At 38.2% G+C, this 18614-nt stretch carries 18 protein-coding genes; 16 read left to right on the top strand and 2 right to left on the bottom strand.

Translation table 11 applies throughout. The annotated features are described in order from the left end of the window. Nucleotides 1-18: 18 nt before the first annotated feature. Nucleotides 19-921, bottom strand: coding sequence for a MerR family transcriptional regulator (locus JTI58_RS24285; protein ID WP_205444254.1), 903 nt, complete (start codon nt 919-921; stop codon nt 19-21). A 394-nt stretch (nt 922-1315) separates the two neighbouring features. Here JTI58_RS24285 and nusB point away from each other — a divergent pair, with 394 nt between their 5' ends. From nusB to JTI58_RS24210, 15 genes are all read left to right on the top strand, one after another. Continuing rightward, complete coding sequence (gene nusB, locus JTI58_RS24280) at nt 1316-1699, top strand: transcription antitermination factor NusB (RefSeq protein WP_004231146.1); 384 nt, start codon at nt 1316-1318, stop codon at nt 1697-1699. 31 nt (nt 1700-1730) lie between these two features. Then, nucleotides 1731-2585 carry a bifunctional methylenetetrahydrofolate dehydrogenase/methenyltetrahydrofolate cyclohydrolase FolD gene (gene folD, locus JTI58_RS24275; protein ID WP_054549163.1) on the top strand — a complete coding sequence of 285 codons (855 nt, stop codon included), beginning with the start codon at nt 1731-1733 and terminating at the stop codon, nt 2583-2585. Nucleotides 2586-2716: 131 nt separating this feature from the next. Continuing rightward, on the top strand, nt 2717-3532 hold the full coding sequence (locus JTI58_RS24270) for an undecaprenyl-diphosphate phosphatase (protein WP_205444252.1): 816 nt from the start codon (nt 2717-2719) through the stop codon (nt 3530-3532). Between the two features lie 230 nt (nt 3533-3762). Next, nucleotides 3763-5121 (top strand): exodeoxyribonuclease VII large subunit, encoded by a 1359-nt coding sequence (xseA, locus tag JTI58_RS24265; RefSeq protein ID WP_205444251.1) that lies wholly within the window; start codon nt 3763-3765, stop codon nt 5119-5121. Further along, nucleotides 5118-5351: an exodeoxyribonuclease VII small subunit gene (gene xseB, locus JTI58_RS24260; RefSeq protein ID WP_008179899.1), complete on the top strand. Its 234-nt coding sequence runs from the start codon at nt 5118-5120 to the stop codon at nt 5349-5351. Before xseA ends, xseB begins: the two co-directional genes overlap by 4 nt. A 3-nt stretch (nt 5352-5354) precedes the next feature. Next, nucleotides 5355-6236 carry a polyprenyl synthetase family protein gene (locus JTI58_RS24255; protein WP_205444249.1) on the top strand — a complete coding sequence of 294 codons (882 nt, stop codon included), beginning with the start codon at nt 5355-5357 and terminating at the stop codon, nt 6234-6236. A gap of 163 nt (nt 6237-6399) precedes the next feature. Then, nucleotides 6400-8301 carry a 1-deoxy-D-xylulose-5-phosphate synthase gene (dxs, locus tag JTI58_RS24250; RefSeq protein WP_205444248.1) on the top strand — a complete coding sequence of 634 codons (1902 nt, stop codon included), beginning with the start codon at nt 6400-6402 and terminating at the stop codon, nt 8299-8301. After that, nucleotides 8301-9119: a TlyA family RNA methyltransferase gene (locus JTI58_RS24245; protein ID WP_205444247.1), complete on the top strand. Its 819-nt coding sequence runs from the start codon at nt 8301-8303 to the stop codon at nt 9117-9119. The genes dxs and JTI58_RS24245 overlap by 1 nt, the downstream gene beginning before the upstream one ends. A 100-nt stretch (nt 9120-9219) precedes the next feature. Next, nucleotides 9220-9669: a transcriptional regulator AhrC/ArgR gene (gene ahrC, locus JTI58_RS24240; protein WP_004231170.1), complete on the top strand. Its 450-nt coding sequence runs from the start codon at nt 9220-9222 to the stop codon at nt 9667-9669. Between the two features lie 33 nt (nt 9670-9702). Continuing rightward, nucleotides 9703-11394 (top strand): DNA repair protein RecN, encoded by a 1692-nt coding sequence (recN, locus tag JTI58_RS24235; protein WP_205444246.1) that lies wholly within the window; start codon nt 9703-9705, stop codon nt 11392-11394. 122 nt (nt 11395-11516) lie between these two features. After that, the gene (locus JTI58_RS24230; RefSeq protein WP_205444245.1) at nt 11517-12464 is read left to right on the top strand and encodes a SpoIVB peptidase S55 domain-containing protein; all 948 of its coding nucleotides are present in this window, start codon (nt 11517-11519) and stop codon (nt 12462-12464) included. A gap of 385 nt (nt 12465-12849) precedes the next feature. Further along, nucleotides 12850-13641 (top strand): sporulation transcription factor Spo0A, encoded by a 792-nt coding sequence (spo0A, locus tag JTI58_RS24225; protein ID WP_016993890.1) that lies wholly within the window; start codon nt 12850-12852, stop codon nt 13639-13641. 324 nt (nt 13642-13965) lie between these two features. Continuing rightward, nucleotides 13966-14133, top strand: a complete 168-nt coding sequence (locus tag JTI58_RS24220) for a hypothetical protein (RefSeq protein ID WP_205444244.1) — start codon at nt 13966-13968, stop codon at nt 14131-14133. Between the two features lie 289 nt (nt 14134-14422). Next, the gene (locus JTI58_RS24215) at nt 14423-15994 is read left to right on the top strand and encodes a flagellar assembly protein A (RefSeq protein ID WP_205444243.1); all 1572 of its coding nucleotides are present in this window, start codon (nt 14423-14425) and stop codon (nt 15992-15994) included. After that, complete coding sequence (locus JTI58_RS24210; RefSeq protein ID WP_205444242.1) at nt 15987-16715, top strand: glycerophosphodiester phosphodiesterase; 729 nt, start codon at nt 15987-15989, stop codon at nt 16713-16715. Before JTI58_RS24215 ends, JTI58_RS24210 begins: the two co-directional genes overlap by 8 nt. A gap of 47 nt (nt 16716-16762) precedes the next feature. Here the strand turns inward: JTI58_RS24210 and JTI58_RS24205 are convergent, their stop codons facing one another. Next, nucleotides 16763-16999 (bottom strand): DUF2627 domain-containing protein, encoded by a 237-nt coding sequence (locus tag JTI58_RS24205; RefSeq protein ID WP_004231186.1) that lies wholly within the window; start codon nt 16997-16999, stop codon nt 16763-16765. Nucleotides 17000-17386: 387 nt separating this feature from the next. Here JTI58_RS24205 and JTI58_RS24200 point away from each other — a divergent pair, with 387 nt between their 5' ends. Continuing rightward, nucleotides 17387-18481: a Leu/Phe/Val dehydrogenase gene (locus tag JTI58_RS24200; RefSeq protein ID WP_205444240.1), complete on the top strand. Its 1095-nt coding sequence runs from the start codon at nt 17387-17389 to the stop codon at nt 18479-18481. Nucleotides 18482-18614: the final 133 nt, after the last annotated feature.

Here is an 18614-nt window from a genome sequence, read left to right as displayed (position 1 = left end):
TATTTTTTAAAGTTTTTATTAGTTTGGGAATTCTTGTAGAGAGTTATACGAGTGCACAGTTACTTTTTCGGAGGAATTTTGTGTCTCTTGTTTTTGCCTAATCTTTAATTCTACTATAAATTTCTTTTCTTGCTCCATAGTGAGCGTTGCTGGCATATATAGCTCATACACCTGCGACTCAAATAGTTCCTGCTGAGCCAATACATGATTTCTCAATTTTTCATAGAATGAAAAATAAGTATCAGGATCATAAATAAAGGCAATGCATACATATTTACCATCAGGGATAATGGTTTGTTGTATGTTTGGTGAGAGCTTCGAAAATGTGCGCTCCGTTAATAGGGGAGTGAAAATAGCATCATAAATAATATCATTGACATCTTTATAAGGCTCTAGTGGATAAGTACAGCCATAACGACTGTTTAAGACACTGCCTTCCTTTTCTATAATTTTAATTAAAGTGGCATAGTATGTACTGGTGCTTGATGTTGGTGTTAATTCAGTAGTGGTTACTTGAAGAACGGGCATGGCCTCTTCTATCTGCACATAGACCTCACCGAAGACTGGAATATCAATTTGCTCTTGTAATTGCTTTTTAGTTTTCAGTAAAGTATTTTTTGCTTCGTTTAAACGTAAAATTTTTTCATTGATGCGTAGTTCCTGCTGAGCTAAAAAATCAAGCAATTCTTCAGAGGTTAGTCTAAGTGCTTTTTTTATATCATCCAGTGAAACGCCGATATATTTAAGAGACTTTATAATATCTAAATAGAATAGCTGATTGCCTTTATAATACCGATAATTGGTGTAGGTATCGATATAAGCAGGCTTAAATAAATCAATTTGATCATAATAACGTAATGTCTGAACCGATAAGTTTGAAAGTTTGGCAACCTCACCTATCGTATAATAATGTTCCTTCATAAATGGCCTCCACTAGTAATAGCTAAAGAAGTTTCGAATGGCATCAAAACGAATTTTATGCTTGCAATCCTCGCAGTAAAATAGGTGAGATTTATGTTTCTTTATTTGTTTATATTGTTCTTCACCTTCAACCAATTTAAATGTTTTTTACTGCTAGGGCATGTAGCTTCATATTGCATTGTGAACACCTCTAAAGATCTTTTCATTTTCTTTATTATACCATTATGAACAGGAAACAATCATTTTTGAATATCACTATTCGATAAGAAGTGAGCTTAAGCAAAAAGTTCCTTGAAAAAGGTTTCAGATTATTGAAAACTTGCTTGAAATCGTGTTTCTCGTGTGATTTTATGCTATTATAAACCTTAATGCCACTTAAGAAGGAGAGCTTTACATGAAACGACATGAAGCACGCGAAAAAGCGTTGCAAGTTTTGTTTCAGCTAGACAATACGGATCTAACAGTTGAAGAAGCAATGGGCCATATTAAGGGTCAACCTACCAATGCCTTCTATGAAAAGATCGTGAATGGAACAGCTGAACATTTGGAGGAAATCGATGCTACATTAGAACAGCATCTTGAAAAGTGGTCACTTGCCCGTCTACCCAAAATTGAAAGAACGGTTTTACGCCTAGCTGTATATGAATTGTTATACATGCCAGAAACACCAAAAAGAGTAGTACTAAACGAAGCAATCGAGTTATGTAAAACATTTGGCGATGATAGTTCATCTAAATTCGTCAATGGTGTACTTTCTAAATTTACAGAACAAGAATAATGTGTTGAATTGGAAGGAGTAACGAAGGTTTATGTCAAGTGCAATTATTAATGGTAAAGAGATTGGTCAAGAAATTCGTAATGCTGTAGCAGAGCGTGTCATTCGTTTAAAAGAGCGAGGGTTAACACCTGGTTTAGCGGTTGTGTTAGTTGGAGACAACCAAGCATCAGCTACATATGTGAGAAATAAACAGAAATCTTGTGAAGCAATTGGTATGTTTTCAGAACTCATTAAATTACCAGAAGAAACAACGCAAGAGGAATTACTAGCACAAATTGAGCTTTTAAATCAACGTGAGGATATTCATGGTATTTTAGTTCAATTACCACTCCCAAAACATATTGATGAGGATACAGTCATTGCAACGATTGCAGTCGAGAAGGATGTCGATGGATTCTCACCTGTAAGTGTTGGGAAAATGATGCTTGGCCAAGAAACATTTTTACCTTGTACACCGTTTGGCGTGATGAAGCTTCTTGAGTATTCAGGAATTGAAATCGCTGGAAAACATGCTGTGATTGTAGGTCGTAGTCATATCGTTGGTAAACCAATGGGACAACTACTTTTACAAAAAGATGCAACGGTTACCTATACACACTCTAAAACGCCAGATTTACCTTCATTTACAAAACAAGCGGATATTTTAATTGCCGCTGTTGGACGTGCAAACTTTATTACGAAAGAGCATGTGAAAGAAGGGGCTGTTGTCATTGATGTAGGGATTAATCGCGATGACAACAATAAATTATGCGGCGACGTAAACTTTGCAGAAGTGGATGGAATTGCGTCTCATATTACGCCTGTACCAGGTGGCGTAGGTCCAATGACCATCACAATGTTACTATTCAACACAGTGCAAGCAGCTGAAAATACGCTTGCAAAATAAAAATCCTTTGAAAAAAAGTCATCTCAACATTGCTGTGAGATGACTTTTTTTGTTGCGTAAAATCAGAACTTTTCTGCTATTTGGACGTCTAATGTAACGTTTGGGACATACATACTTAGAAGGAGGTTTTTATGGAAAATATTGATATTATGTTAATTGTTAAGCATATCATTATTGGACTTGTCCAAGGCTTTACAGAGCCAATTCCTGTATCGTCGAGTGGGCATGTGATGATTGCCAGCGAAATACTGGGGCTAGGTGAACAAGGCTTTACTTTTGCCATCTTAACAAATACAGCTTCGTTACTCGCTATTATGTATATTTATCGTGAGGATATTGTTCGTCTGATCAGCCATTTTTTTCTTTACTTGAAAACGGGAGAAAAGCGTTATAATGCGGATTTTCGCTTTGCTCTCTATATTATAATTGGTTCAATCCCTGCTGGCGTTTTAGGGGTGTTATTAAGTGACGTTATTGCGGATAATGTAAGTATGACGACGATTGCGCTTATGCTATTTGTGACAGGGACCGCATTGTGGCTAATACGTAATATGCGTGGCAAGAAGAAAGATGCAGATTTACGTGCAAAAGATGCTATCATTGTAGGATTAGGGCAAGCAGTCGCTTTAACGCCAGGCATTAGCCGTTCAGGAGCTACGATTATTTCAGCCATAGCAGTAGGGATGAAGCAGGATACAGCCTTACGTTTTTCTTTTATGCTTTATATTCCTGTGAGTTTGGGTGGGGTAGTCCTCGGTATTACAGATTTTTTAGACGAGCCGAATAAAGGTGCCTTAGCACTTCCCTACGCCGCCACTTTCTTGGCGACACTTATTATGACTTATTTTGCGATGCGTTGGTTTATGGGCATTATGAAAAGTGGCAAACTTAGCTATTTTACGTATTATTGTTTTATTGTAGGAACTCTTTTATTACTATTCTATTAAAATATAAAGTCTCATAACGTATGAAGTTATGGGGCTTTGTTTGTTATTTGTCATAATAGACGGTTTCTAATAGTGAGAACGTGTAGGAATGTGTTATAGTTGTTTTTCGATAGAAGAAAGACAGTCATTTTTTCTAGCGAAACTGCATTTTGGCACGTCAACGACTGTAAAAAATGTTATGATAGGTGTAGTTTTGTGAAAAACTTGATTTTAGTAAAGGAGCCGAAAACATGTCCTCTGCTTCTTATTTAACAGTAAAAGCGTTAACAAAATATATTAAACGAAAATTCGATGCAGATCCACATTTGCGTGAAGTCTATGTAAAAGGCGAATTATCGAATGTGAAAATTCATCAATCCGGTCATATTTATTTTACCTTAAAAGACGATGGTGCCCGAATAGCTGCTACGATGTTTAAAACAGCGGCTACCAAATTAGCATTTGAGCCGAAGGAAGGTATGCAAGTATTTATCCGTGGTGATGTAAACGTTTACGAAGGCTATGGAACTTATCAGCTCTATGTACAGGAAATGCAACCAGATGGCATTGGTAGCTTATTTGTTGCCTTCAATCAATTAAAAGAGCAATTACAAAAAGAAGGGCTTTTTAAACCAGAGTGGAAACAGCCGATTCCAAAGTTTCCTGAAAAAATTGGTGTGCTCACTTCAACTACTGGTGCAGCTATCCGGGATATTTGTACAACCTTAAAGAGGCGTTACCCACTTGCGGAAATTTTGATTTATCCAACACTTGTGCAAGGAGCTCAGGCAGCACCGAATATTGTGCAAAATATTCAACGTGCTAATCAAGAGGCGAGCTGTGACGTGTTGATTGTCGGGCGAGGGGGCGGCTCAATCGAGGACTTATGGGCATTTAATGAAGAAATCGTGGCACGAGCTATTTTTGAAAGCCGAATCCCCATTATAAGTGCAGTTGGTCACGAAACAGACACGACGATTGCCGATTATGTAGCAGATTTACGTGCACCGACACCAACGGCAGCTGCTGAGATGGCTGTGCCAGATCAAGCGGAGCTCTACCAACGTGTGCTGACGCAAAAATCACAGCTTCATCAAATGGTTAGGTCGCAACTTATGGCTGAGCGACAACGTCTAAATAAGCTCCAGCAGTCTTATCCGTTATCAATGCCAGAAAGACTTTATCGACCTTTTACGGAAAGATTGGCACAGCTTGAGTCCGGATTGCAGACAGCGATGCAAGTGAGCTTGATGAAAAAAGCCGCCCAACTTCAACAATTACATAGTACGGTGGAGCAACATTCACCCAAAAAGGCACTTGCTTTTCATCAGAGAGAGCTTGAAGCGCGTGTCCAACAATTATCACGTGTTACAGCGTATTATGTGGCGAAGCAACAACAAAAATTTGAGTCAACCGTTAGAACATTAGAAGCTTTAAATCCACTGTCTATTCTAACAAGAGGCTTTACAGTAGCATATAAAGAGCAGCAAATGATCAAATCATCCACTGAGGTGCAAAAGCAGGATCAACTGACACTGACCTTCCATGATGGAAAGGTTGTGGCAGAAGTGACGAATATCTTGCCAAAGAATGAGGGGGAATTGTTGTGACAGAAAAACAACAAACATTTGCAGAAGCCATGACGGCACTAGAAGAAATCGTTCGCCAATTAGAACAAGGTGATGTGCCATTGGAAAATGCGATTGATTTATACAAGCAAGGAATGGAGCTATCAAAGTTTTGCCATAGTAAGCTGCAACATGCTGAGGAGCAGCTTGTATCAATTGTCCAAGAGACTGGTGAAACAACAGCATTTGATCCACTAAAGGGAGAGAATTAGGAAATGAATGAGCCATTAAAGTACTTTATCGAAAGCAATACACCACAAATTGAAGAGACCATGTTTGCACTTGTTGAACAAATTGATGCACCAGCAGATTTAAAGGAATCCATGCTGTATTCATTAAAGGCAGGCGGTAAACGAATTCGTCCACTTTTTGTGTTAGCAGTACTGGAGCTTTACCGTGAAAATCTACAGGACGGTTTGATTGTCGGTTCAGTGATTGAAATTATTCATACGTATTCTTTAATCCATGATGATCTACCAAGCATGGATAATGATGATTTCAGAAGAGGTAAGCCAACAAATCACAAAGTTTATGGAGAAGCGCTGGCTACGCTTGCTGGTGATGCGTTAAACACACTGGCATTTGGTATTTTAGCACGTATGGAAATCTCTGCTGAAAAGCGTATTGAACTTGTCCAATTGCTAAGCGTTGCAGCTGGTGCAGAAGGCATGGTTGGTGGTCAAGTACTAGATATGGAAGGGGAACAACGTCAGCTTAATTTAGCTGAATTGGAACAAGTCCATGTCAATAAAACAGGTGCTTTATTGCGCTTTAGTATTGAAGCGGGAGCCGTACTTGCAGATGTGTCAGAACAAGACCGTGCTACATTGAAGGAGTATGCGCATCACATTGGTTTAGCTTTCCAAATTCAAGACGATATTTTAGATATTGAGGGAACAACAGAAGAACTAGGAAAAACAGCTGGGAAAGATGTCGCTAGTGATAAAAGTACCTACCCAGCACTGTTAACACTAGAGGGAGCAAAAGAAAAGCTTGCTGAGCATTATCAACATGCCATTAACGCACTCGATCAATTACCAATAGATGTCAGCCTATTACGTGACTTTGCGGCTTATATTGTACATCGTAAAAACTAAGAGAAAATCAAGGCGTTGAAGGAAAAGAATATGCTAGAATAGGTGGGAACGTTTGCAATATGCAAACAATGAAGTGCTCGTACTTTTAGCATATTGATAACACTGCTATAATGGTGGAAACACAATTGCAGTGAATATTTTATTGAAAAGGTGTGTGAGAAAGGTGGATTTAAATAAAATAACTAGTCCATCCTTTTTAAAAAACTTAAATAAGAAGGAGCTTGAGCAGCTTGCCCAAGAAATTCGTACCTTCTTAATCGAAAAATGTTCTGTCACAGGTGGGCATATCGGGCCGAATTTAGGCGTAGTTGAGTTAACGATAATGCTGCATAAAATGTTTGACAGTCCAAAAGATAAGTTTTTGTGGGATGTTGGCCACCAAGCTTACGTGCATAAAATTTTAACAGGTCGTGCGAGTCAATTTGACACACTACGTCAGTTCAAAGGGCTTTGTGGGTTTCCAAAGCGCGTGGAGAGTGAACATGATGAGTGGGAAACAGGTCATAGCTCGACTTCCTTGTCAGCAGCCATGGGTATGGCAGCAGCACGTGATATAAAAAAAGAAAACAACTTTGTTATCCCTATTATTGGAGATGGCGCTTTAACAGGTGGTATGGCACTTGAGGCATTAAATCATATTGGCCATGCGAAAACGAATATGATTGTTATATTAAATGATAATGAAATGTCGATTGCACCGAATGTTGGCGCGTTACACAATGTTTTAGGTCGTCTACGTACAGCGAAGGAGTACTCAAAAGCCAAGGAAGAGCTCGAGTCACTTATTAATAAGATTCCAGTACTAGGTGGAAAGCTTGCGTCTACTGTAGAACGCGTGAAGGACAGCTTGAAATATTTAGTAGTATCGGGTGTGTTTTTTGAGGAGCTAGGTTTTAAATATCTTGGTCCGATTGATGGGCATGATTTTGAAGCGCTTGAAATGACTTTATCACACGCGAAAAAAGTGAAAGGGCCAGTCCTTGTTCATGTCATTACGAAAAAAGGAAAAGGCTATAAACCAGCCGAGGATGATACAATTGGGAATTGGCATGGAACAGGTCCTTATAAAATTGAAAATGGTGCCTTTGTAAAGTCTGAGGCAACTGGACCAGCATGGAGTAGTTTAATTGCTGAGACGGTTCGTAAAATTGCCCATGAAAATGAGCGAGTGGTAACGATTACGCCTGCCATGCCTGTAGGTTCAAAGCTACAAGGTATTCAACAGGACTTCCCAAATCGTTTCTTCGACGTGGGTATTGCTGAGCAACATGCGGCAACGATGGCTGCAGGATTAGCTACGCAAAATATGAAACCATTTTTAGCGATTTATTCTACATTCCTGCAACGTGCATATGACCAAGTATTACATGATATTGCTCGCCCAAATTTAAATGTCTTTATCGGTATTGATCGTGCTGGTTTAGTGGGAGCAGATGGAGAAACACATCAAGGTGTATTTGATATTGCTTTCCTTCGTCATATTCCAAACATGGCCATCATGATGCCAAAGGATGAAAATGAAGGGCAACATATGGTAAAAACAGCGATTGATTATGATGGTGGTCCAATTGCACTTCGTTATCCACGAGGTAATGGGATTGGTGTGCCATTAGATGATGAGCTTGTCGCTTTACCGATTGGTAGCTGGGAAGTTTTACGTGAGGGGAAAGACGCATCGATTCTGACATTTGGTACAACGATTCCAATGGCAATGGCAGCTGCAGAAATGCTAGCGCAACAAGGTATCGATATTGAAGTGGTCAATGCTCGCTTTATCAAACCGATGGATGAGGATATGCTACACCGTATATTATCTAGTCAAAAACCAATTTTAACAATTGAAGAAGCTGTTTTACAAGGTGGTTTTGGTAGTGGTGTATTAGAGTTTGCTCATGACCACGGCTATTTAAATGCGCTTGTTGATCGAATGGGCATCCCAGATCAATATATTGAGCATGGCAACGTAGATCAGCTACTCGCAGAAATTCATATGACAGCAGAGGATACGGTTGCACGTATGCACGTATTACTTCAACAAAAACAGCAAGTGGGTTTGAATAAATAATGACAAAACAACCAAAAGAACGAGTAGATATTTTACTTGTAGAGCGTGGGCTATGTGAAACAAGAGAAAAAGCAAAACGTTCCATTATGGCGGGAATTGTCTTTTCGAATGAAATACGTATTGATAAGGCAGGCGAGAAAATTGCCGTCGATGCACCGCTACAAGTAAAGGGCTCAGATTTAAAATATGTGAGCCGTGGTGGCCTTAAATTAGAAAAGGCGCTACAAATTTTTGATATGTCTGTAGAAGGGAAGCTAATGCTTGACATTGGCTCCTCTACAGGTGGCTTTACAGATTGCGCCTTACAACATGGAGCAAGACATTGTTATGCACTAGATGTTGGTTCTAACCAATTAGCTTGGAAAATTCGCTCAGATGAACGTGTCACGGTAATGGAGAAAACGAATTTTCGCTATACAACGGCAGCCGATTTATCAGAAGGTTTACCTGATTTTGCAACAATCGATGTCAGCTTTATTTCGTTATCACTGATTTTACCAGTATTAAAAACATTATTGATGCCAGGCGGGGATGTTATGGCATTGGTGAAACCTCAGTTTGAAGCAGGTAAAGATAAAGTAGGCAAAAAGGGAATTGTTCGTGATAAAAAAGTACATCTAGAAGTATTGGAAAAAACGGCTGCAATGGCAACAGAGATTGGTTTTGTAGTGAAAGATGCTTCGTTCTCGCCCATCACAGGTGGAGAAGGAAATATTGAATTTTTATTCCATTTAGTGAATCCTATTGGACAAGAAATTCTACCTGCATATACAGCTTTTAATGCACTCGTTGAAGAAGCGCATAATTCTTTAAAATAACACGTGCTCGCTTATAGAGCCGTGTTTTTTCTTGTGCTTTTTTGTTGAAAATGGTAGTGTGATTATACACATAAACAATTATTTATAAGAGGTGATTTCGTTGAATAAAGGACAACGACATATACGGATTCGGGATATTATCGCCAATCACGAGATTGAAACGCAAGATGATTTAGTCGATTTTTTAAAAGAAGCAGGCTATAATGTCACACAAGCTACGGTATCACGAGATATAAAAGAGCTTCATTTAGTGAAAGTACCACTGCAGGATGGTCGTTATAAATATAGCTTGCCCGCAGATCAACGTTTCAACCCAGTCCAAAAATTACATCGTGCATTAGCGGATGCATTTGTAAGTATTGATGGGGCATCACATTTTTTAGTCATGAAAGCTCTTCCGGGGAATGCGAATGCCATTGCATCCTTACTTGATCATTTAGATTGGCCAGAAATTTTAGGTACAATTTCTGGAGATGATACCATTTTAATTATTTGTCGAAATGAAAATGAGCGTGAAAATACAAAAAATCGCTTATTAGACATGCTTTAAAAAATGGTTAAATTGATTTAGAGGTGACATTTTGTGTTAAGAGAGCTTAGTATTCGAAACTTTGCCATCATTGAGGATTTGACTGTCAGCTTTTTAGAAGGCTTAACAGTTCTCACAGGGGAAACAGGTGCCGGAAAATCCATTATCATTGATGCGGTGCATTTACTTGCTGGTGGACGAGGCAACACTGAATTTATTCGACATGGCGCAAGAAAAGCAGAATTGGGTGGCTTATTTCAAATTTCGAGTTCAGTACATCCTGTTCTGAAAAAGTTAGAAGAAGCAGGCATTGAAATAGAAGAAGATACGATTATTTTACGTCGTGATTTAAATGATACGGGTAAAAGTATTTGCCGTGTGAATGGAAAGCTTGTGCCATTATCGGTACTAAGAGACATTGGAGCTAGTCTTATTGATATTCATGGCCAACATGAAAATCAAGAGCTAATGGATGAAAAGCAGCACATCAATTTGCTCGACCAGTTTGCAGAAGAAGAGCTATTGCCCATTCAAAAAACGTATCGTGCTCAGTACGATGAATACCGTTTACTCAAAAAAGACTTAGCTTCCATATCCATTGATGAGCAATTGATGGCACAACGTATCGATTTGTATCAATTTCAAATCAAAGAGTTGGACGAAGCCAATTTAAAATTAGGCGAGGAAGACGAGCTTCTAGACGAACGCCGTCGTCTGATGAATTTTAATAAAATTTTTGAACGCTCTAGTGCAGCCTATGAAGCCATTCAAGGCGAAACAAAAGGGCTTGATTGGATCGGTACGGCAATGGGTGCTTTAGAAGACGCTGCAACGGTTGATGAGCAATTTAAAGAATCGTCTGAGGCAGTTACAACTGCGTTTTATGCATTGCAGGATGCAGCCTATCAGGTCAAAAATGTGTTAGATGAATTAGAATTTGATCCAGCTCGTTTAAACGAGGTGGAGCAACGTTTAGCATTATTGCAAAATTTAAAACGCAAGTATGGTACAACAGTAGAAGAAATCTTGGCTTATTATGAAAAAATTAAAACTGAGTTAAATGAGCTGTTGAATCGCGATGAAATTTTGCAGGTGAAAGAACGACGCGTGTTAGAAATGGAAGCTGTACTCAATGAGTTGGCTAGTGAACTTTCAACAGTACGTAAAGCTGCAGCCCAACAATTAAGTGAAGCGATTATGGCAGAACTACGTGAATTACATATGGAAAAGGCAAAATTTATTGTCAATTTTGATGAATTATCCTATTTCGATGCTAATGGGAAAGATCAAATTATTTTCTACATCTCCACAAACGTTGGAGAGCCTCCAAAGTCTTTACCAAAAATTGCATCTGGCGGAGAATTATCACGAATGATGCTGGCATTGAAAACCATTTTCTCTTCTTCCAATGGAATTACCTCCATTATTTTTGATGAGGTGGATACAGGTGTCAGTGGTCGTGTGGCGCAAGCGATTGCAGAAAAAATTGCCGCGATTTCTGTAAATTCTCAAGTTTTATGTATTTCACATTTACCACAAGTTGCTGCGATGGCCGATCATCATTACTTCATCAAAAAAGAAGTGGAACACGATCGAACATTTACTTCATTATCAGAGATTGATCAAGACGCTCGTATAGAGGAAGTAAGCCGTATGATGTCTGGAACCGAAATTACAGCGTTAACATTACAGCATGCAACGGAGCTATTAAAAATGGCAGATGAACGAAAAAAACAAATGCGTTAACCTTTATTCCAGAAACAGTTTCAGCTGTTTCTGGCTTTTTTCATTTTGCGCAAATATTTACCGCTTATAAGAACGTCACAACAACACATAGTAAAAAGACAAAAATGAAAAGGAGGTGTCGTATGAATCGTCATTGGCGTCAATTAGTCATTTTGCCTATGCTCATCTTTTTATTAGTGATGCCTATACAAGCTTTAGCTGCCAAAAAGCTTATACCGATGGGCGAAGCAATTGGAATCCAACTTCAATTATCACATGTATTTGTAGCACACGATGTACTGTTAGCTTCCAATCAGTGGATGAAAGGAGGCGCTGTTATTGAAAAAATAAATAATATACCAGTAAAATCACTTGCTGATGCCAAGCAAGCTGTGGCAAAGGATGGCCAACAGAAATGGACGATCAATAGTGGTGGCCAACAAATTACATTGGAATTACAAAACCAAGAAGCAGAGCATGTCATTTCCTTTTTAAAAGATGAAACAGATGGAGTAGGAACACTGACTTATATTGATCCAGAGACAAAAAATTACGGTGCACTAGGTCATCAAATCGTCGATTCAACCCTACAAGAAGCCCCTGTTTTTAGAGCTGGCTCCATTTTTTTAGCTTCTATTCAGCAAATCCGAAAAAGCACACCGGGCCAACCAGGCTATAAAATTTCCTCCATTGAAAAGCATCAAGAACGGCTAGGCAGTATAGATAAAAATACTATTTATGGTATTTTTGGCCGTTGGGAAGACGGTTATCAACAAAGATTACCCAAAGCGATAGAAATTATGCATGAAAAAGATATAAAAACGGGGAAAGCAGAAATCTATACAGCCATTGAAGGCAGTAAGGTGGAAACCTTTTCAATTGAAATTACCAAAGTGGAAAATGAACGCCTTGAATTTATAGTATCTGACGAGAAGCTCATTGAAAAAACAGGTGGTATTTTGCAGGGAATGAGTGGCAGTCCTATTATTCAAGATGGTCGTTTTGTCGGTGCGGTGACACATATGTTTGTGGAGGAGCCGAAAAAAGGTGCAGCGCTAACGGTAGCGGAAATGTTAAGAAGATCTTCATAAAAAGGGATGAAAGGTAAAAATCCGTTTAATTTTCCGCAGGCTGGACAAATGCCGCAGGAAACTACACGGATTTTTTACCTTTATTTCATCGAATCCAACATGTATTTCTGATAATTTCCTGAAGGAGTCATGATATTTAAAAAAACTGTAGTTTTATCTACTAAATTTATCTAAAATAAGTTATTAGAGCATTCAACAGGTCGCAGCCATTTAGCGTAACTTGTCGATATTAAAAGAAAGTATCGGACTACATACTCATTTTTGGAAATAGAAAAGGTTTTTAAAACAAAAATGTCGAAAATTCCACAGTGTGCCAAAAACGGCATTTAGGGGTTTAGGTTATCGCTTTGAGGTGTTCAAAGCAAGTCCAGAAGGAGGAATTGAAATGACAAAGGTAAAAGTAGCGATTGCAGATGATAATCGTGAGTTATTAAAAACAATGGAGCAGTATTTTCAAGGACATGCCGAAATAGAAATTATTGCAACTGCTTCAAATGGAAAAGTATGTCTACAAATGCTTGAGGAATTTACACCAGATATTTTACTTCTAGATATAATAATGCCTCATCTTGACGGTTTAGCTGTATTAGAATCCATGTATCAAAATGAAAAAATGTCATCAATTCAAGTCATTATGCTAACAGCTTTTGGCCAAGAAGATGTCATGAAACAGGCGGTAGATTTAGGAGCTTCCTACTTCATGCTAAAGCCCTTTGAATTCGATCAATTGGTACAAAAGATTTTGCATTGTGCTGGACAGAAGGCGACACTTCCGAAAAAGACAAGCGTGTTACAACCGACAGTACCTCAAAAATTAAATCAGCATCAATTGGACAGTACGATTACAGCCATCATTAAAGAAATCGGTGTACCTGCCCATATTAAAGGCTATTCTTATTTGCGTGAAGCCATTCAAATGGTCTTTGAAGATATTGAATTATTAGGATCTGTGACAAAAATTTTATATCCAGAAATCGCCAAAAAGTTCAATACAACACCATCTCGTGTGGAACGTGCGATTCGCCATGCGATCGAGGTTGCATGGAATCGAGGCAATTATGAATCCATTTCGTCGATGTTTGGCTACACAGTCCATCACTTAAAATCTAAGCCAACAAATAGCGAATTCATTGCCATGATCGCAGACAAAATCCGCATCGATATGATGGCTAGCTAGTTCCGACATATATATAATAAACATATACAGCAATTATACTTCGCATAGTATAGCGCCCTTTTAAATTTTACTGTTTAAAAGGGCGCTTTTTTTGTTACTTGAACAAATGCTGTGGAAATATCTGTGGCTGTCCTTTAATATTGAAACCGTTAAAAGAAAGTCTAATTCAGATAAAAATGCACGATATATGCATGAATAGTGGATTTAAAGTCATATCCTAAAGATGAATAGTGAAGGGTAATAGGTCGTTTGATACCTCACATCGTTTCGTTATACTTATAGTAGGTGATTAAAATAAAAAGTGTAAATTTTCAACTAGATCAAATGAATTCGCTCGAAATCACACAGATAGAGGAAGATCTATTTGAGGTACGTTTAGCATTCGATGGTAAATTAAGTATGCATTATATGAGTCGACAGCAATTGCTACAACTCGGTTCTACTTTCCAAATTGAAAGTAATATCAATGAATTCATGGTTAAAAAGACCTAATATAAACGATGGTTTAGCGAGAAGCAACCAAGATATCTGTCCTTGGAAGATCATTTGTTCAAAATAGCCTAATGGAATTACTTTGAATTTATCGGTAATTTTAATAAAAAAACTCAAAAACAAGAAATTTAGTAGTATTAAATGCCTTCTTTTCTTTATGAATAATAAAATATCGTCTCATGTTTTAATGATTAAGTGGTACTATTTTCTTTCTCGGTAGTGACAATGGTCTCTAAACAAAAGTAAGTGGATTGTATATACTTACATATAGAGGGAAGGAGGAGGTAGCTTGATTCTAGTTCGAAACGAAAACTTCGAAATTTCTGAGGAAAATGGCAAGGTATATATGCTTACTTTTAGCGCTGGTTTCCCATTAAAAGAATTTGATAGCATCCTACGTAGTCATCCACGACTGAAATTATCTAATTTTTCAATTTTAAAAAATGTGTTATCAACCCAGAATACCAATCCTGTTGAAATTGGACGCTGGCTTCCGAACATTGAAGCAGAAGTGGCACGTGATAAGATGTCAGCCTCTGTTTTTATATATGAAACGCTTGAATATATTCAAAACAATAAAGAGAAATTAACACAACAAATCCGAGAAACATTGAATGAAAATGGAATTGTGCACGGAATATTGGATTTTGATATATTGAAGGCTGAACCAGGAAAAGCATTTTTAATTGCTCAAGGAGAGCAACCTATAGCGGGAATAGATGCACAAATTACATACTTACCTAAACCAGAGAGAAAGCCGGTCATTCGTGAAGACGGTAAAGCGGATTACTATGATATGAATTTTATTTCGGAAATTTCAGAAGGCTCTTGGCTAGGTGAAAAGATTCCTGCTACATTAGGTAAACCGGGGAAAAATGTGCTAGGTCAAGTAGTTGCTGCTGTACCTGGACGAGATTATCCTATCAAATATGATACAAAATCGGCCTATGAAGTGGAAGAAGACGGAAAAGTAGTCATTCGCTCGAAAATCGCTGGCGTTTTAGATGATGTCAAAGGCATGATTGGTGTAAACAGACACCTTCCTATAAATGGTGATGTTGGAGTGGAGACAGGTAACCTTGAATTTAATGGCTCACTCAGTATTAAAGGTACAGTAACAAATGGCTATACGGTTATTGCAACTGGTGATATTTCCATTGAGGGAGCGGAGGGTGTAAGCGGTGCCAAGCTTATTAAATCCATTGAAGGTGATGTCTATATTCGTGGTGGAATCTTTGGGCTTGGTTCAACAGTGGTAGAAGCAGGTGGCAATATATTTGTTAAACATGTGAATGAAGCAAATTTATTTGCTGCTAATAGTATTCATATTGGTTTTTATGCACTAGGATCACAGCTTTCTGCTCATTCTATTTATGTGGACGAACGAAAAGGTAAAATTATTGGGGGGCGTGCAGTAGCTAAAAATACGATTGTTACGGCCATTTCAGGGAACCGATTAGAGCGTCGAACAGATTTGATAATAGAAAGTATTAATAAGCAGGAGAATAACTCCGTGATGCAAGAAAAAGCAGCACAGCTAAAACAATTGCAGACAGAGATTTCAGCACATGAGAATAGCATGAAAAATTTATTGCCTTTCCTCAATCAAATGTCAAAAGAACAATCAGCCTCATTTGAAGTAACAAAGCAAGCCTTGACTAAATTAAAGGCCGAAGCGATTACATTAGATCGTGAAATTAAATTATTAATGGATGAAATGCGTCATGTAGGGAAAGAAGAGATTGTTGTGACAAAAGAGGCCCATCCTGGAACTTATATTCAAATTGGTAGAAAATCATCTTTATTAAGCAAGATGACGAATGGCAAATTCCTGCTAGAATTCGGTGAGTTAAATGTCTAAGGTAGCTTTTATTCCTGTTTTTGCACATCGAGGAGCTTCTGCTTATGCATTAGAGAATACCTTTAAAGCTTTTGAAAAGGCATTAGAGCTAGGGGCCGATGGAATTGAACTAGATATTCAATTCTCAAAAGATGGATTACCTGTAGTGTATCATGATCCACAGTTATCGAGGTTAGTAGGCACGAATAAATTGGTAAGTGATTGTACGATGGAGGAGCTTCTGCGCTTTAAACTTGGCAAGCCTTGGAGACGTCTATTTTCGTCGTATAAAATGCCAGCGTTTGAGGCAGTTTTAGCATGGGCAAATACACAGCAGATGCCATTGAATATTGAATTAAAATCAACGATCCTGGATAATAAGAGCGGGCTCATTCATTTCCTAAGAGGATTAGCGCTGCCAGAGGGTAGTCATTTTTCATCCTTTCACTATGAGCTTTTAGAGATCGTAAAAAAGCAGAGACCAGAATTTGAAACGGCCCTTATTGCCACGAAAAAAATAAAATGGGATCTTCTAGCTGATTATAAAGCCGCTGATAGTGTGCATATGCATAAAAGGTACTACAAGCCAAGATACTTGGAGGCCTGTGTTACAAGTGAAAAAGCATGTCGTTTTTATGCCATTGATGGCTCAGAATCATTTTTAACCAATACGCATCCTTCTGTCATTGGTTGGATTACGGATTATCCTGATAAAGTCATCACAACACAGCAACGAGTATAAAAATAGCTATCCAGTAAGTCTCGCGTGACTTATATGGATAGCTATTTTTATTTTTTTTGGAAGCGTGGTGCTACTTTTCCATTTTTTCGATCGCGATGCAGTAAAAATCCAGCGAAAAACCCAAAGCCTATTACGAAGAAAATGACACCAACTACAAATTGTAGCCATAAAAATGGGAATGGTGAAATGAGCTTACCAAATAATGTATCACGCATAAATTTAATGCCACCTGCAGCCATAAGACCTGGAATAAGCATTACAATAAATGCAGCTAAACGGGCCATGCATACCCCTCCTTATTCCTATGATTAATTGTACCTGTGGATGGTGGAATGTCAAGGAACGGTATAAATCAATATAATATTTTTGCCTAAAAACGAGGCAGGACAGAAAGTAGCGATTGTAACAGAATGTTTAGAAAATTCTTACTTAAATAAGAATATGTAATAATAGTTGCGAAATTGTGAATTTGTCAGTATTGTAAAAATAAGTGGAGCAATATTATCCATTACTAAACAATTTCTTCTTCAAGTTTTAGGGTCTAAACACCTACTGAATAAGAGGAGCTCAGGATTTGCTGAGTGAGGACGCTATGTAGAAGTGATTGTTAGATAAAACTTGATTGGATGGGCATTTGGGGATGCACTTTCCAAAGCAAAGGGGCGAGTTTCATGGAAATCTTCAAGTATATGGAAAAGTATGATTACGAACAATTGGTATTTTGCCAAGATGAAGCATCAGGGTTAAAAGCGGTTATCGCTATCCATGATACAACACTTGGACCAGCACTAGGTGGAGCACGTATGTGGACATATGCGTCAGAAGAAAATGCAATTGAAGATGCATTACGTTTAGCACGAGGAATGACTTACAAAAATGCTGCAGCTGGTTTAAACCTTGGCGGTGGAAAAACGGTCATTATTGGTGACCCATTTAAAGATAAAAATGAAGAGATGTTCCGTGCGTTAGGTCGTTTCATCCATGGATTGAATGGCCGCTATATCACAGCTGAAGACGTAGGTACAACGGTATCGGATATGGATTTAATCCATGAGGAAACAGATTATGTAACAGGAATTTCTCCTGCATTCGGTTCTTCAGGTAATCCATCTCCAGTAACAGCTTATGGTGTTTACCGTGGTATGAAAGCAGCTGCAAAAGAAGCATTCGGTTCTGACTCACTAGAAGGATTAAAAATTTCTGTACAGGGTCTTGGAAATGTAGCCTACAAGCTTTGCGAGTATTTACATAATGAAGGAGCAAAACTTGTTGTAACAGATATCAATCAGGCTGCCATTGATCGAGTTGTGAATGACTTCGATGCAATTGCAGTGGCACCAGATGAAATCTATGCGCAAGAAGTTGATATTTTCTCACCTTGTGCACTAGGTGCAATTTTAAATGATGAAACAATTCCGCAATTAAAAGCGAAAGTGATTGCTGGATCTGCTAATAACCAATTAAAAGATTCACGTCATGGTGACTACCTACATGAATTAGGTATCGTCTATGCACCAGATTATGTAATCAATGCTGGTGGCGTGATTAACGTTGCAGATGAATTATATGGCTATAATCGAGAACGTGCAATGAAACGCGTTGATGGCATTTACGATAGTATTGAAAAAATCTTTGCTATTTCAAAACGAGATGGCATTCCAACATATGTGGCAGCGAACCGCTTAGCTGAGGAACGTATCGCTCGCGTAGCGAAATCTCGCAGCCAATTCTTAAAAAATGAAAAAAATATTTTACATGGTCGCTAATTTACACGGTTGATACATGATGAGAAGTCGCATTGTCGACTTCTTCTATTTTCAACAAGAAATAGGGCATTAATGAAGTAAAGCTAAAGATCCTCTAGGACAAGGACTGACTGCTAAAAAATGGCTTGGTAAT

It is taken from the genome of Lysinibacillus fusiformis (genome assembly GCF_016925635.1).
Taxonomy (GTDB): Bacteria; Bacillota; Bacilli; order Bacillales_A; family Planococcaceae; genus Lysinibacillus; species Lysinibacillus fusiformis_F.
Note: the sequence above shows the minus strand (reverse complement) of the source record. Positions and strands in the feature narration are given on the sequence as shown.